Source organism: Roseibium sp. (assembly GCF_965276855.1).
Classification (GTDB): domain Bacteria; phylum Pseudomonadota; class Alphaproteobacteria; order Rhizobiales; family Stappiaceae; genus Roseibium.
Genome location: NZ_OZ255700.1, coordinates 2,998,461 through 3,013,107 on the forward strand (window position 1 = coordinate 2,998,461; position 14,647 = coordinate 3,013,107).

The following is a 14,647-nucleotide window of genomic DNA, read 5'->3' on the forward strand; positions in this document are numbered from 1 at the left end:
GAGCGGTGAGGGCATGAGCGCTTTCTTCTCCAGGTTTATCGGAACCGCTGCAGCCGGACTGGCTGCAGCGGTTCTGTCGTTTTCCGCGCTCGTGTCGGCCGAAAGTCTCCTGGATGAGGCAAAACAGGTCCGGGTGAAGACACGGCCGATTGAGACCTTCCATATCGGCCATTCCAATACCGAGTTCGGGAAGCTGACGTTTCTGGGCGGATTTGAGATCCTGGCGTCCGACCGCAAGACCGGCGGATTGTCCGGGGTGATCAGTCTTGATAACGGAAATCGCCTGCTGGCGGTCACGGACAATGGCCATTGGGTTGCCGCAACGGTTGAGCAAACAGATGAAGGTGCTCCAACGGGTTTGGCAGATCTGCGCTATGCCGTTTTGTTGGGGGCGGACGGAAAATCACTCAGGGCCCGCTGGGGGCATGACACCGAGGCGCTGACCCTCAATGCCACTGGCCTTTACGTGTCTGCAGAGCGCAATCACGCGGTTTATCATTATGAGTGGCCGCTCCTGACCGGGGATGAAAGAATGCTCGGCCAGCTGGCCTTGCCGAAGGCGCTCGACAGATTGCCGCGCAACACGGGCATCGAAGCGCTGGCCGCAGGACCGGCAGGTGGCCCACTTGACGGCCAACTGATCGCGATCAGCGAAACAACACCCAGCGATGAACACAATTTCCTCGGGTTTGTCCTTGGCCCGGACGGTGCTGAAGAGTTCTCCATCAAACGCCATGACCGCTTTGATGTGACAGATGCTGCGTTCCTGCCCGACGGGGATCTTCTCCTGATGGAGCGGCGCTTCAACATGAAAGACCTGATTGGCCTCAGGTTGCGGCGGCTTCTTGGCAGCGATCTCAAGGCCGGGGCTGTCTTGGATGGGGAAATCCTTCTGGAGGCGGACTTCAATTACCAGATCGATAACATGGAAGCGCTGGCCGTTCACCAGAATGCAGCCGGTGAAACCATCCTGACACTTTTGTCCGACAACAACCGCTCGCTGTTGCAGCGTACGCTTTTGTTGCGGTTTCGGCTGGATAAGTAAAGTGTCTTAAGTAGTGGCGGCGGGGCCCTCAAGTTACCATCTTAGGTTTAACCAACCTGAGGCAACACTATCATGCGGCCGAGCATCATCAGTACCAAGGACAATCCAGAACTCGCGCAGATCACCGCTGCATGGCGATGGGATGCGTTTATGCAAGATAGCGTGTACACACGCGCTGACGCTGTGGACTTTGATGTGCAGAGTGCAAAAAGTGACGATCAGATACCGACCGTTCTTGTGCTGCTGGAAGAACAAACGCCTGCCGGGATGGTTACCCTTTGCCTGAATGACGTTGAACACAGGCCTGACCTTAATCCTTGGCTGGCCGGTTTGTATGTAGAGCCGCAATTCCGAGGAAAAGGATATGGATCCCGTCTGGTCGAGGAACTGGAGGCGCTGGCCCGAAGCGCAGGCATAAATCGGCTCTACCTCTATACGCCAAACGCAGAAGGCTTTTACCTGAAGGCAGGATGGGACACGTTTGAGACCTTTGAAGAGCAGAAGCGGCTGAATTTCATAATGCGGAAGGACTTATAGTCTGCGTGAATTGGGCGTAGGAATCCCCAAAAAAGGCGCTTCTTCGGATGTCCTTAAAGCTGTCGGCAAAAACCATTTGGGTCATCCCGGGCGAAGCGTATGCGGAGACCCGGGATCGGCGCGCCAGAGCCCGTTGGCACGAGTATTGTTGAAGTCGATAGATTTGTGGTGTCCCGATGCCGACTTGCGCTTTGTCTGGCCGGGATGACGACGGAACGTCAAGGGTTTGCCATCAAGCAAAAAGGCGCCGGAGCGGCGCCTTGATGATGCGTTCTAAGAGGTTTGAGCCTTTAGGCGACTGATCCGTTGGGCTGCGGCTGGAACATGTTCAGCACGATCCGGTACGGTGCAAGCAGTGCGACAGCGACCAGCATCTTGACCATGAAGTCACCCACAGCCAGCGAAGCCCATAGCGGGACCTGGAAGGCATCGGCAACCCCGAGGAACGGAACCGGGAACGCAAGCGAGCCGTCTTCCATGCCAAAGCTGACATCGATGAAGGCGAAGGCCGCAGCAAAGGCAATTCCGAAGAACAGCAGGGTGTCGATCATGGAGCCGATCAGAGACGAGGCGATCGGCGCTTTCCACCAGGTCAAGCGGCGGAGGCGGTCGAAAATCGTCACGTCGAGCAGTTGGGCAACGAGGAATGCTGTTCCTGAGGCGACGAGAATCCGCGGGGTCGTGAAGGCTTCGTTGAACGTCCAGAACACCATCGGAACGACGATCGCGATCACAAAGCCGGTCAGAACGACTTTCCGCGCTGCGGACGGGCCAAAGCGCCGGTTGGTCAGGTCGGTGACCAGAAATGCGATCGGATAGGTGAAGGCACCCCAGGTCAAGAGGTCCGCCAGGTTAACTCCGGCCAGCGTGTGCTCGACCGGGAACTGGACCAGAAAATTCGAGGCCACAACGACAATCGCCATCGCGAAGACCGCGATGGCGAGATCAGCCACGGAAAAACTCCGGGTTTTTTCCATTTTGTACCCCTTAAGGGTTAAGCAGCAGCAGCTTCTTCCTGCTTGCGCTTGATGCTGACTTTGATCTTGCGCGCATTGTCGGAAAGCTCAGCGTCGGAAGCTTTCATCAGGTACGCATCAAGGCCACCGCGGTGCTCAACGGAACGCAGAGCGTGGGCGCTGACTTTCAGCTTGAAGGTTTCGCCGAGCGTGTCGCTCATCAGGGACACGTTGCACAGGTTCGGCAGGAACCGGCGGCGGGATTTGTTGTTTGCGTGAGAGACGTTGTTGCCTGTCATCACGTCTTTGCCAGAGAGTTCGCAACGGCGAGCCATCATATCACCTTTTGTTTTTGTGGCTGGGCCGTTACAGGAACCCAGCAAGACCAACCGGAAGCGGCGCGGACCTGAGGTCCGGCGACATCGTCTCCGGCAATTCTCGGAAAAAAGTTGCCCCGCTATAAAGGGAGTGTGCGCGAACGTCAAGACATCTGCGCGCCTTTGATGCGATTCCTTACTTTTATTCCGCATTCGGCAATGCGTTAACCAGTGAGTTACCAAGATTTAGAAGAATTGACACGGTTCGCAAGGGTGATTTCATGTTATTGTTGACCTTGCGGAACATCCTTGGCGCGGGGGCGCGAACGCCGCCGGCAGTGCGGCGCGGAGGTTTTGAAGTGATTGGTATAAAGTCAATTGGACGGATGGCAGTTCTGCCGTTTCTGGCAGGAGCTCTTCTGATTGCTCCGGCGCACGCGAAGAAAAGCACCGTCGGGGGCGTCTATTCCATATCGATTGCCGGGTTCAAGGTCGCTCGGGGGACGCTCTCCCTGGTGATGCAGGGCAATGCCTATTCGGCCAAGGTCGCGATGGAACCTGCCGGAATCGGAACGTTGTTTTCGACCGGAAAGGGCGGTGCCGAAGCGTCGGGATGGCTCGTGGGTTCGAAGGTGGTCCCGTCCAAGTACCGGATGGCCTCTCATGCGGCCAATCTGGATTTCTTTGTCAACCTGAACCAGGGCTCGGGCAACATCCGGTCCATGGAAGTAACGCCGAAGTTCAAACCGAATGCGGAACGTATCAAGGTAACCAAACGCCATCGCCGCAATGCGATGGATCCTTTGAGCGCGGCGTTGATGCCGGTCCGGCGGGCGAAAGACAGTCTTGGTCCGAAAGCCTGCTCGCGCAAATTGCCGATTTTTGACGGTTGGACCCGGTTTGACATCAAACTGTCCTATCAGGGCACAAAGGAAGTTTCCGGCCGCGGCTATGACGGCCCGGTTGTGGTGTGCAAAGCCAAATGGGTTCCGGTTGCCGGTCACCGTCCATCCAAGGCGTCCGTGAAATACATGGCGAAGGCACCCATGGAGATCTGGGTTGCGCCAATGGGCCGGGACAATGTTCTGGTGCCGTACCGGATTTCGATTGCAACGAAAAACGGCCGGTTGCTGGTTGAGGCTTCGAAACTCAACATTGATGGCAATGGCAGCGATCGGGCCGCACGATAGCTTTGTTACCGGAATCCAACCTCCTGCGTCCGATGGTCTTCTATTGAATGCCAAGCCAGTCTGTTGCAGAAGTTGATCAGGCTGGCGGGATCTGAGTTGCCGGGAAAGCTTGCACCACTTCCCGTCTCTTGATACAGCCCTCATAACCATGCCGGTGGGACACCTGTGCTGCCGGCTCTTGATTTTCGGCACCGTAAAAAGCTGCGGGTCCGACATGTTTCAGGTTAGCGAGTACATGCACAGCTATTTGGAATTCGAAAAGCCCGTCGCCGACATCGAAGGCAAGATCCAGGAATTGCGGGCACTGGCCGCAGAAGATGGTGAAGCTGTTCATGTTGAAAGCGAGATCGACCGGCTGAAAACGAAGTCCGCGCAGACGCTGAAAGACATCTACGCGAAGCTGACACCCTGGCAGAAAACACTGGTGGCCCGTCATCCGGACCGGCCGCATGCGATTGAATACATCACCGGGCTGATCGAGGATTTTACTCCGCTCGCAGGTGATCGGAACTTCGCTGAAGACCATGCGCTTGTGGCCGGTATCGGCCGGTTCCGTGGCCAGTCCGTTGCCGTGCTTGGCCAGGAAAAAGGTCACGACACAGAAACCCGGCTGAAACACAACTTCGGCATGGTGCGCCCGGAAGGCTACCGCAAGGCTGTGCGCGTCATGGAAATGGCTGAGCGTTTCGGCTTGCCGCTAATCTCGTTTGTGGACACATCCGGTGCTTATCCAGGCCGCGGTGCCGAAGAGCGTGGTCAATCCGAGGCAATCGCCCGGTCCACGGATGCCGGTCTTGGGCTTGGAACGCCGTCTGTTGCCGTGGTGATCGGTGAGGGCGGCTCAGGTGGCGCGATCGCAGTCGCCACGGCCAACAAGGTCTTGATGATGGAACATGCAATCTATTCGGTGATTTCGCCGGAAGGGGCGGCATCCATCTTGTGGCGCGACAGCGCCAAGGCTCAGGACGCAGCAACAGCTCTCAAGATCACAGCTCAAGATTTGAAACAGCTGGGCGTTATTGACGGCATAGTTGATGAACCGGTCGGCGGTGCGCATCGTGCCCGTGAAATCGTTATCGACACAGCTGGGTCCGCAATTGAAGAAGAGTTGAAGCAACTGGCGGGACTGAGCGCCGATCAGCTGCGCAAGCAGCGGCGCGAGAAGTTCATCGCTATTGGCCGGACTCTGTCCTGATCCGTCTTTTCTGACGAGATTTTGATGAAAGGCCGCCACTTGGCGGCTTTTCGCCATTGTGTGGCCAGATTCTGCCGTCACTGAGGCATAACTGCGAAAAGCGCCAGCGGAATAGCTGTGTTTATCACCGGATTGTGGTTCGCTGCCTTTCTGCAGGTACAGTAACGTATCATCAACCATCCTTGCCTAGCTTGGTCTTGGGGGCGAGATGGGAATTTTGATCAGCCTATACGCAATGGGCTGAACAAGATCCGATCAGTTTGGGACAGGTACATGATCTTCAGGCGTTTCTCGTCTTCAGCGGACAACCGGCCGGCGGACCACCAACGCATGCCTAAACGTGCGTATACCCGCGTTGCAGCCGTTCTTTTGGCCGGCGTGCTGGTTGGCTGCCAGGCAGACGACTTCGCCTCTGGGCCCAACAAGCACAAAGCCCCTGTGAGTGCGTCCATCAAGCGCAAGATGGCCGACCTCAACATGTCCTCCACGTCACCGATCATGATCCGGATCTTCAAGGAAGAATCCGAACTGGAGGTCTGGAAGCAAACGCGGACGGGCAAATTCAAGCTGCTGGAAGAGTTTGAGATCTGCAAATGGTCCGGCAAACTTGGTCCGAAATTCAAGGAAGGTGACCGGCAGGCTCCGGAAGGTTTTTATGAGGTGACACCGGCCTTGATGAACCCGAATTCAAGTTATCATCTGGCGTTCAACCTCGGGTTCCCGAACCGGTATGACCAGGCGCACGGACGGACTGGCTCACATCTGATGGTTCACGGCGCGTGTTCCTCGCGCGGCTGTTATGCCATGACAGATGAACAGGTGCAGGATATCTACGCGCTTGCCCGCGACAGCTTCAAGGGCGGGGCAAAGTCCTTCCAGGTGCAGGCCTTTCCTTTCCGCATGACGCCTGAAAACCTGGCAAAGCACAATGACAGTCAGCACTTGGCCTTCTGGAAGATGCTCAAGACCGGATATGATCATTTCGAGGTGACCAACACCCCTCCGGCAATTTCTGTTTGCGAAAAGAAATACGTCTTTGATGCGACAACACTGGTCGACGGTGTGCCGTTCCGCGCGCGTGGGAAGTGCCCGGCCTATGAAGTCAGCCCGCGCATTGCCATGGCGGTTGCGGCCAAGCAGAACCGCGACAACGAGAAATTCGAGACCATCGTCGCGCGGCTTGATGCCCGCGAAGAGCGTAAACAGCGTTGGGAAGACCGCCAAAGCCAGATTGCCGAGGTCCTGAGCTTCGGTGACGAGGGCACGGTAGAGTCTGTCTCAGCCGCATCTGAAGCTGCACCGGCCGAGACGCCATCCACGGCCGTTGCCAGCACTGAGTCTCCTGCAGAAACTCAACCGGTGGAAGCCGCTTTTGCAGCCAACAATGAAAGCCGTTCAAGCTCCACAGCCAACTTCTTCAAGCGCTGGGTGCCTTTCGGGCCAAAGGCTGCAGAAGCTGGTGTTGGTCCGATCGCGACCGATGTGGTGCCGGCCCAAAAGCCCTAAAGCCTTATGTCTTGTTTGAGAGCTCTGGCAGCCCGGTAGAGATGCCCTCACGGATGACCGCGGGATCATAGGCCTTGCGCCCAAAGACCTCGCGCACCATCGGCTCGAAAGTCTCCAACGGTTCGCTGTTGTAGTCCGGATCGAAGGACGCCTGATCCCAGCGCTCGCAGAAATCCGCGCACGCCTGAAAATGCGGGTGATCCTTGAACTGGTCGCGGGCGTTTTCATCCCAGTTGTAATGCTTTGCGTAGTAAAGCATCTGGAAGATGCCATGATGTTCAACCACCCAGGCAACCTCGTCGCGCACGAACGGGCGGATAACCTCGGCGGAAAACCGGTCGTGGTTCTGCGGTGCCAAACCATCACCGATGTCATGCAAGAGCGCGCCGACCACCCAGTCGATGTCGGCGCCTTCCCGGAGCGCACGGGTTGCCGATTGGAGGCCATGCTCCATCCGGGTGATCTTGTAACCCGTCATGGTGTCCTCGTCCTGCCGTTTCAGCTCGGCGAGGATCCGCTCTGCTGTTGCTGCATGAAACGGCTTTTCGGCCTCCGCCAGAAGATCGTAATCCGCCTTGGTGCCGTCCTTCATCTGTGTGAAAGATACCGTTTTCATCAGCTTGCCTCCAGTTGGTTTTTGAACCGGAACGCTCTCCGATTTGGTTTGGAAAGTCTATCCCGCTATTTCGGCATCAAGGCCCAGTAGTCGAAGTCGAGAATGACGCCGTCTTCGTACTTGCCGTCGGCATCCTTCAGCGGGTAATCGGCGCAGGCGCGGTTTTTCGTGGCGACGAGCCGCAGCCGCAAGGCGGCAACGTCCGACCGGCCATCGATCTCTGCCTTTTCCAGAACTTCCGACCAGGCATAGACGGTGTCGCCGGCGAAGAGCGGTGCCACATGCCGGCCGCCATTGATCCCGGCGACATGGAAGGCATTGGCAAGGCCGTTGAAGGACAGCGCCCGGGCCAGCGAAATCACATGGCCGCCATAGATCAGGCGTTTGCCGAAGCGGCTTTCCGCTTCCGTGTGCAGGTTGAAATGCACCTTGGCCGTGTTCTGGTATAGCCGGGTCGCCATCTGGTGCTCGGCCTCTTCCACGGTCATGCCGTCGACATGGTCGATTTTCTCGCCGACTTCGTAATCAGCCCAGCGGAAGGGCGATCCGGAGAGGTCATTTTCCCAGTGTACGGTATCAAGCAGCGGCACGGCGTTGCCGAGGGCTTGCGGGTCGATGGCGGCGGGCAGATCGGGTACCACAGCATCCGGGGGTGGACTTGTTACATCGCGCTTCTTCACCATGACCCAGCGCACATAATCCAGCACTTCCGTGCCGTCGTCCGAATAGCCGGTGGAGCGCACGTAAACGACGCCGGTCTTGCCGTTGGAGTTTTCCTTCTTGCCGATCACTTCGGAGACGGTCGACAGTGTGTCGCCTGGATAAACCGGCGCAAGGAACCGGCCACCGGCATAGCCAAGATTGGCAACGGCGTTCAGAGAGATGTCCGGAACGGTCTTGCCGAAGACCACATGGAACGTCAGGAGGTCGTCCACCGGAGCGTGGGCATAGCCGAGCGCGCGGGCGAAAGCATCGGAGGACTGGACCGCGAAACGGGAGCCGTAAAGCGCGGTGTACAGCGCCTGGTCGCCGGATGTGACAGTGCGCGGTGTGGCGTGTTTGATCACCTGACCGATTTGAAAGTCCTCGAAAAAATTACCCGCGTTCGTCTTGCTCACCCGTGCCTCCCGTGAAATTTGCATTGGCCGGATTAAACCTGTTTGCGGCGCACAAGAAAAGGCCCCTAAAAGGCGAAAGGGCGCCAAGTGTCAGTGACCGAGCGTCAGATTTTGGCAGCACGGGGTTTCCGGACCTGTCCAGGCGGTACGTGAAATACTCGTTTGAAGGCCCGGTTGAAGGCCGGTTCCGACTGGTAGCCGAGACTGGCCGATATGGCGGCGATGGGCTGGTTTGTCTCCAGGAGCCGTGCACGGGCAAGATGCATCCGCCAGACGGTCAGGTATTCGATTGCGGGCATCCCAACGAGTTCTGTGAAACGGGCGGAGAAGGCCGAACGCGACATGCCGGCAACGTCGGCCAGCGTTTCCAGCGTCCAGCTCACGGCCGGAGCCCTGTGAATTGCCAGCACCGCCCGGCCGATCTGTGGATCGCGGGCGGCTTTCAGCCAGCCTTTGTTAGCCTCCGGCGCCGTGTTGATCCAGCGGCGGATCGCTTCGATCACCACAACATCGGCAAGACGCGTGATCACGGTTTCGCCGCCCGGTCTGAGCTCGCGTGCTTCCCTTGCAATGAATTGCAGCGTGCCCTGCAACCAGCTGCCGGCATCTTCGGTCCAGGTGTCAATCTTCAGAACTTCAGGCAAGAGCTGCATCAACAGCCCGCTGGCAGCATGATCAAGGCGGACGATGCCATACATGATGCTGGTTTCCTCACCGCCGCCGCCAAATTCCAGCGTTTCATAAAGCTCGGTAACCTTTCGGATCGGCAACACATCAAGTGTCAGAAGCGGGGCATTCAGATCGCTCCGGAGGTTCAGCTCTGCGCCTTTGGTCATCAGCACCAGGTTGCCTTTTTCCACCTGAAACGGGTCACCGCCGCCTACCGTCATCCAGCAGCGCCCGCCGATGATCACGGCAAAGCTCATCACGTTCTCGAAGCCCGGGATCGCGACGCCCCAGGGCGCGGTGAGCCGGGACTGGCAATAAAATGTACCGGTGAGTTTTAGAAGGTGCAGGATTTCACCAAGCGGGTCGCCAAGCGGCTGGGCAATGGCATCCGGGTTCGGCACATGCGGGGTCGCGGTCATCATCATGTACATGACTGTGCCACGAAGTTTCCTGTTCGTCCATATTCTCTGGACGATCGGATAATAAGTGAAGACGTTTGAGAATTGTTCGTCTCTTTGAAATCCGTATTTTCGGGTCATCGCAACATTTGATCCGGAGAGGACCCATGGAAGACAAAACCATTCTCGTAATCGGCGCGACCGGCAAGACCGGCTCCCGCATCGCCAAATCGCTTGAAGACAAAGGTATTTCCGTTCGCCGCGGATCTCGCAGCGCGCCGGTGCCGTTTGATTGGGAGCAGCCGCAAACCTGGGGCCCGGCACTTCAGGACGTCTCGGCTGCTTATGTGTCTTACTTTCCCGACATTGCCGTACCCGGCGCTGTGGAGCAGGTCGAGGCTTTCACCAAAACTGCGAAGGATGCCGGTGTTGAAAAACTGGTGCTTTTGACCGGCCGCGGCGAGCATCACGCGGAACGCGCCGAAGAAGTTGTCCGCACGTCCGGACTTGCCTTCACCATTGTCCGTGCGGCCTGGTTTGCGCAGAATTGCTCGGAAGGCGCATTGTTTGAGCCCGTTATGGCCGGTGTGCTGCCGATGCCGGGCGGTGATATCCGCGAACCGATCGTCGATGTCGATGACATTGCAGCGGTGGCGGTCGCAGCGCTGACCGAGGACGGGCATGACGGTGAACTTTACGAGGTCACTGGCCCTCGCCTTTTGAGCTTTGCCGATATGGCGCAGGAACTTTCCACTGCGATCGGACGAACCGTTCAGCATCTGCCGATCTCCTTCGAAGAATTTCATGCAGAAGTTGCCCGCTCCAGCGGCGAGATGATCGCCGGTGTCATTACCGAGATCGCCCGCGAAACGCTGGATGGCCGCAACGCCCATCTTGCCGATGGGGTGCAGCGCGCTCTTGGCCGCCCGCCGAAAGATTTTGCGGATTATGCCCGGGATGCGGCGTGCTCCGGTGCTTGGTCGGCAGCTGCTTGAGGTCTGCGAAAAAGGAGATCGATTATGCAAATCTCATGGTTTGACAGAGCAATCCTTGGCGTCGCCGGTGTCACGGCGCTCGGCATCGGCCTTGCCATCACCGCCGTGCCGGCAGGCTTTTACGCCGCCTATGACATCGTCCTCGGCAGCAATCCGAGCCTTTTGAATGAGCTGCGCGCACCGGGCGCCAACCTGGCAGCGCTTGGGGCTCTCATTCTGGCCGGAGCGTTCCTATCCAAGGTGAGCCGGCTTTCCGCAGCGCTTGGTGCCACCGTATTTCTTGCCTATGCGTTTGGCCGGTTTGTCAGCCTGGGTCTGGATGGCGCACCGCACAGCGGGCTGGTGACGGCGCTGGTGGTTGAGCTGGTGATTGGCGGGCTGTGCCTCTTGAGTGTGGTCCGGCAGACCAATGCAGTCCGGATTTCAACGCTCACGCAAAGGACCGCCTGACCGGGAACTTCTCCCGCGGCCTTGGTCCCGGCTCAAAGGCCGGGATGGCACAAACAGACATGGCAAAAACAGGCACGGCGCAATCAGACTGCGCCAGAACCAAAAGCGCCGCGAGGACCTCCTCCGGCGTTTTTGCTGTATCGCCGCCCGTTTGAGACAGGAGTGGCGAGGCGCGCCAAGCATTGCCTTGCGCTACTTGTTTAAAGTGTTTCTTCGGCAAAAGCTGTCACGCCCCGCCCGGGCTGTTTCTCATGGCAATGGTGGATCCGCCTCACGAACAGACGCTTGGGTGTTGCCACCTCCGCACCGCTTCACCCGGGTCTACGGTCCCCGGGATCATTGACCACCGGACCTGCCAGGAAAGAACCGTTACCTTTTTCCCCCAGCCCCGCCCGGCCTGTTCCCTCCCAAGGGACGGTCCCCCGGAAAGCCCGTTGAACAGGCACGGAGAAGTATACGGGCAGGGGTCAGGGGCGTGGATAAGATTTTTGGACTCTCCGGCATCGCATGTGCGCTTGGCCGTCCCGGACTTGATCCGGGACCTGTCTGTCCGGTTTTGGTCCCGGCTCAGAGGCCGGGACGGCGCGGAGGGCAACAGCCTTTTTCGACACTCCGCCGTCATCCCATGGCTTGACCATGGAATGACCGGTTGGGGGAACAGCGTTTGTAAGACCCGCTGCGGTTGTTCTGGAGTTGATCCGGGAATTCTCGTTTCGAGAACGCCACGGAAAAAGTACAGCCCCACCAAAACCGCTGCGGTCATCCCCGCTTCATGCGGGGATCCACATCCCTCACTTCCAAACAGAGAGCTATCGGTTCAAGTCCTCATAGAGGTCCCGCCAATCTGGATTGGCCGCTTCGATTGTCTTGATCTTCCAGGCCCGTGGCCAGCGTTTCAGGCGCTTTTCGCGCCGGATGGCGTCTTCGGGTGTTTCAAAGACCTCATAGTGAACCAGCCGAGTTACGTCATAGCGGCGGGTGAAGCCTTCGGCCTGTTTTTCTCGGTGCTCATGAATGCGGCGTGCGAGGTTGTTGGTCACCCCGGTGTAAAACGTCCCGTTTTTGCGGCTCGCCAACAGGTAGACATAAAACGCCATAAGATAATGTGAGCGCGATTGGATCCCCGCACAAGGCGGGGATGACTACCGGAGGAAAAGGCAACGTCGCACCAGCCCGTTAGCCAACACGTCGCACTTGTTCCATGGCTCATGCGTTTCCAGAGCGGCAAAGATAGTCAGCAGTCAAAGCCCAACCCACTGGCGCCATCCCCGCCTCGTGCGGGGATCCATGGGTTTCTGACTGTTCAGGAGGAGGTGGCGTAGTTTTGGCGTTTGGAGCGGCCGCATTTCTCCAGCCGATGCTGCCCAGTGGATTGGATCCCCGCACACCTCCGCTTAGCGGGGCGGGGATGACCGGGTGCGGGGAATGGCGTTTGCCAAGCCCGCTGCGGTTGTCCTGGAGTTGATCCGGGGATTCTCGCTCCGAGAACGCCATGAAAAAATGTAAGGCCCCACCAAACCCATCGGCTGTCATCCCCGCCTTGTGCGGGGATCCATTGGCTCCGGAGTTATCTGGAACGGGCGGAGACGGTGGGGAGCCCATGATGGTCAAGCATGGGATGAAGGCAGGAGAGGTTGATAAAAACAAAAAACCCGGATCTTTCGACCCGGGCTTTTCAACTTGATACCACTTGGAAAATCAGAAAACTCAGGCGCTTTCTTTTTTCAGGGCGCGTTCCTGGCGCTTGCGCTCGTGCGGGTCGAGTTCGGCCTTGCGCAGGCGGATGCTGGATGGGGTGACTTCCACCAGCTCGTCATCTGCGATGTAGGAGAGCGCTGCTTCCAGCGTCAGGCGGATCGGGGTGGTGAGCTTCACCGCATCGTCCTTGCCGGCAGAGCGGATGTTGGTCAGCTGCTTGCCTTTCAGGACGTTGACTTCCAAGTCGTTGCCGCGGGTGTGCTCGCCCACGATCATGCCCGGATACACCTTGGTGCCCGGATCGATCATCATCAGGCCGCGGTCTTCCAGGTTGAACAGCGCGTAAGCCACTGCCTCGCCCGTGCCGTTGGACAGAAGAACGCCGGTGTGGCGGCCTGTGATCGGGCCCTTGTAGGCCTCATAGGCGTGGAACAACCGGTTGAAGATCGCAGAGCCGCGGGTGTCGGACATCAGTTCTGCCTGATAGCCGATGAGACCGCGGGTCGGGGCGTGGAACACCAGACGGGTGCGGCCGCCGCCGGACGGCTTCATTTCCAGAAGATCGGCTTTGCGTTCCTGAAGTTTTTGAACGACGGCGCCGGAGAATTCCTCATCAACATCGATGATGACTTCCTCGATCGGCTCCAGACGGTTGCCGGCCTCATCGAATTGATAAACGACGCGCGGACGGCCGACGCCGAGCTCAAAGCCTTCACGGCGCATGTTCTCAATCAGGATCGCCAGCAGAAGTTCGCCGCGGCCGGAAACGATGAAGGCATCCGGCTCGTCAGTGTCTTCCACTTTCAGTGCGACGTTGCCTTCGGCTTCCTTCATCAGGCGCTCGCGGATAACGCGGGATTGAACCTTGGAGCCTTCGGTGCCGGCGAGTGGGCTGTCGTTGACCCGGAAGGTCATGGAGAGGGTCGGCGGGTCGATCGGCTGGGCCTGGATCGGCTCGTCAACACCCGGCGCGCAGAGCGTGTCGGCAACGGTTGCCTTGGTCAGGCCCGCGATCGCGACGATGTCGCCGGCTTCACCTTTTTCAATCGGCTGACGTTCCAGGCCGCGGAAGGCGAGGATTTTCGAGACGCGGCCGGTCTCGATCTGCTTGCCGTCGCGCGACAGGGCCTTGATGGCCATGTTTGGCGTCGCCGTACCGGAAACGACACGGCCGGTCAGGATGCGTCCAAGGAACGGGTCGGATTCGATTGTTGTCGCCAGCAGCTTGAACTCGCCGTCTTCGGCTTCCGGCTCGGCGACCTTGTCGAGAACCATGTCGAACAGCGGATCCATGTTGTCCTGCGGTCCATCCGGCTCCAGCGCCATCCATTCCTGCTTGGCAGAGCCGTAAAGGACCGGAAAATCGAGCTGGTCTTCGTTGGCGTCGAGCGATGCGAAGAGGTCGAACACTTCGTCCAGAACTTCGTCGGCGCGCTGTTCCGGCTTGTCGATCTTGTTGATGGCAACGATCGGCTTCAGGCCGAGTTTCAGTGCTTTGCCAAGAACGAATTTCGTTTGCGGCATCGGGCCTTCGGCAGCGTCGACCAGCAGGATCACGCCGTCGACCATGTGCAGGATGCGCTCCACCTCGCCGCCGAAGTCGGCGTGGCCAGGGGTGTCGACGATGTTGATGCGGGTGTCTTTCCAGACCAGCGAAGTCACCTTCGCCAGGATGGTAATGCCACGCTCGCGCTCGATGTCGTTGGAGTCCATCATGCGTTCTTCGGTGCGCTGGTTGTCGCGGAACGCACCGGATTGCTTCAGGAGGACGTCGATCAGAGTGGTTTTGCCATGGTCGACGTGCGCGATGATGGCAATGTTACGCAGTTTCATGAGTAGGCTCCAAAAGACATGAAGCGGGTCCCATGGGAACCCGCAGCACATCTGGATATGAATTTCCGGGATCGGCTGCAGTCTGGTTCTGCCGGGCCGAATTTGGCGCCTTTATACGCGCAGT

14 protein-coding genes are annotated in these 14,647 nt (G+C 58.4%); 7 read left to right on the top strand and 7 right to left on the bottom strand.

Going from position 1 to position 14,647, the window contains the following annotated elements; genetic code table 11:
* Positions 1–13: 13 nt before the first annotated feature.
* Both ACQY4Z_RS13840 and ACQY4Z_RS13845 read left to right on the top strand, forming a co-directional pair.
* Positions 14–1,045 (top strand): esterase-like activity of phytase family protein, encoded by a 1,032-nt coding sequence (locus tag ACQY4Z_RS13840; RefSeq protein ID WP_428522154.1) that lies wholly within the window; start codon positions 14–16, stop codon positions 1,043–1,045.
* 72 nt (positions 1,046–1,117) lie between these two features.
* Positions 1,118–1,582 carry a GNAT family N-acetyltransferase gene (locus ACQY4Z_RS13845; protein ID WP_428522156.1) on the top strand — a complete coding sequence of 155 codons (465 nt, stop codon included), beginning with the start codon at positions 1,118–1,120 and terminating at the stop codon, positions 1,580–1,582.
* A 290-nt stretch (positions 1,583–1,872) separates the two neighbouring features.
* On the opposite strand, the gene ACQY4Z_RS13850 is transcribed toward ACQY4Z_RS13845, so the two are convergent.
* Both ACQY4Z_RS13850 and rpmB read right to left on the bottom strand, forming a co-directional pair.
* Complete coding sequence (locus ACQY4Z_RS13850) at positions 1,873–2,559, bottom strand: queuosine precursor transporter (protein ID WP_428522158.1); 687 nt, start codon at positions 2,557–2,559, stop codon at positions 1,873–1,875.
* 17 nt (positions 2,560–2,576) lie between these two features.
* Positions 2,577–2,873, bottom strand: coding sequence for a 50S ribosomal protein L28 (rpmB, locus tag ACQY4Z_RS13855; protein WP_055671930.1), 297 nt, complete (start codon positions 2,871–2,873; stop codon positions 2,577–2,579).
* Between the two features lie 341 nt (positions 2,874–3,214).
* On the opposite strand from rpmB, the gene ACQY4Z_RS13860 reads away from it, so the two are divergent.
* The 3 genes from ACQY4Z_RS13860 to ACQY4Z_RS13870 all read left to right on the top strand — a co-directional run bounded on the left by ACQY4Z_RS13860 (position 3,215) and on the right by ACQY4Z_RS13870 (position 6,746).
* A complete protein-coding gene (locus ACQY4Z_RS13860) occupies positions 3,215–4,045 on the top strand; it encodes a DUF3108 domain-containing protein (RefSeq protein ID WP_428522160.1) in 831 nt (276 codons plus the stop codon).
* A 235-nt stretch (positions 4,046–4,280) separates the two neighbouring features.
* Positions 4,281–5,240: an acetyl-CoA carboxylase carboxyltransferase subunit alpha gene (locus ACQY4Z_RS13865; protein ID WP_428529562.1), complete on the top strand. Its 960-nt coding sequence runs from the start codon at positions 4,281–4,283 to the stop codon at positions 5,238–5,240.
* A gap of 330 nt (positions 5,241–5,570) precedes the next feature.
* A complete protein-coding gene (locus ACQY4Z_RS13870) occupies positions 5,571–6,746 on the top strand; it encodes a L,D-transpeptidase family protein (protein ID WP_428522162.1) in 1,176 nt (391 codons plus the stop codon).
* Positions 6,747–6,750: 4 nt separating this feature from the next.
* Here the strand turns inward: ACQY4Z_RS13870 and ACQY4Z_RS13875 are convergent, their stop codons facing one another.
* The 3 genes from ACQY4Z_RS13875 to ACQY4Z_RS13885 form a co-directional block, all read right to left on the bottom strand.
* A complete protein-coding gene (locus ACQY4Z_RS13875; RefSeq protein ID WP_428522164.1) occupies positions 6,751–7,362 on the bottom strand; it encodes an HD domain-containing protein in 612 nt (203 codons plus the stop codon).
* Between the two features lie 65 nt (positions 7,363–7,427).
* A complete protein-coding gene (locus ACQY4Z_RS13880) occupies positions 7,428–8,480 on the bottom strand; it encodes a MaoC family dehydratase (protein WP_428522166.1) in 1,053 nt (350 codons plus the stop codon).
* 104 nt (positions 8,481–8,584) lie between these two features.
* Positions 8,585–9,580: an AraC family transcriptional regulator gene (locus tag ACQY4Z_RS13885; RefSeq protein ID WP_428522168.1), complete on the bottom strand. Its 996-nt coding sequence runs from the start codon at positions 9,578–9,580 to the stop codon at positions 8,585–8,587.
* Positions 9,581–9,714: 134 nt separating this feature from the next.
* Between ACQY4Z_RS13885 and ACQY4Z_RS13890 the strand changes: the two genes are divergently transcribed.
* Together ACQY4Z_RS13890 and ACQY4Z_RS13895 are read left to right on the top strand one after the other, a co-directional pair.
* Positions 9,715–10,542, top strand: coding sequence for an NAD(P)H-binding protein (locus ACQY4Z_RS13890; protein WP_428522170.1), 828 nt, complete (start codon positions 9,715–9,717; stop codon positions 10,540–10,542).
* Between the two features lie 24 nt (positions 10,543–10,566).
* Positions 10,567–10,992 carry a DUF4345 domain-containing protein gene (locus ACQY4Z_RS13895; protein WP_428522172.1) on the top strand — a complete coding sequence of 142 codons (426 nt, stop codon included), beginning with the start codon at positions 10,567–10,569 and terminating at the stop codon, positions 10,990–10,992.
* An 809-nt stretch (positions 10,993–11,801) separates the two neighbouring features.
* On the opposite strand, the gene ACQY4Z_RS13900 is transcribed toward ACQY4Z_RS13895, so the two are convergent.
* Positions 11,802–12,089 (bottom strand): GIY-YIG nuclease family protein, encoded by a 288-nt coding sequence (locus ACQY4Z_RS13900; protein WP_428522174.1) that lies wholly within the window; start codon positions 12,087–12,089, stop codon positions 11,802–11,804.
* A 610-nt stretch (positions 12,090–12,699) separates the two neighbouring features.
* A complete protein-coding gene (typA, locus tag ACQY4Z_RS13905) occupies positions 12,700–14,523 on the bottom strand; it encodes a translational GTPase TypA (RefSeq protein WP_428522176.1) in 1,824 nt (607 codons plus the stop codon).
* Between the last annotated feature and the right edge of the window lie 124 nt (positions 14,524–14,647).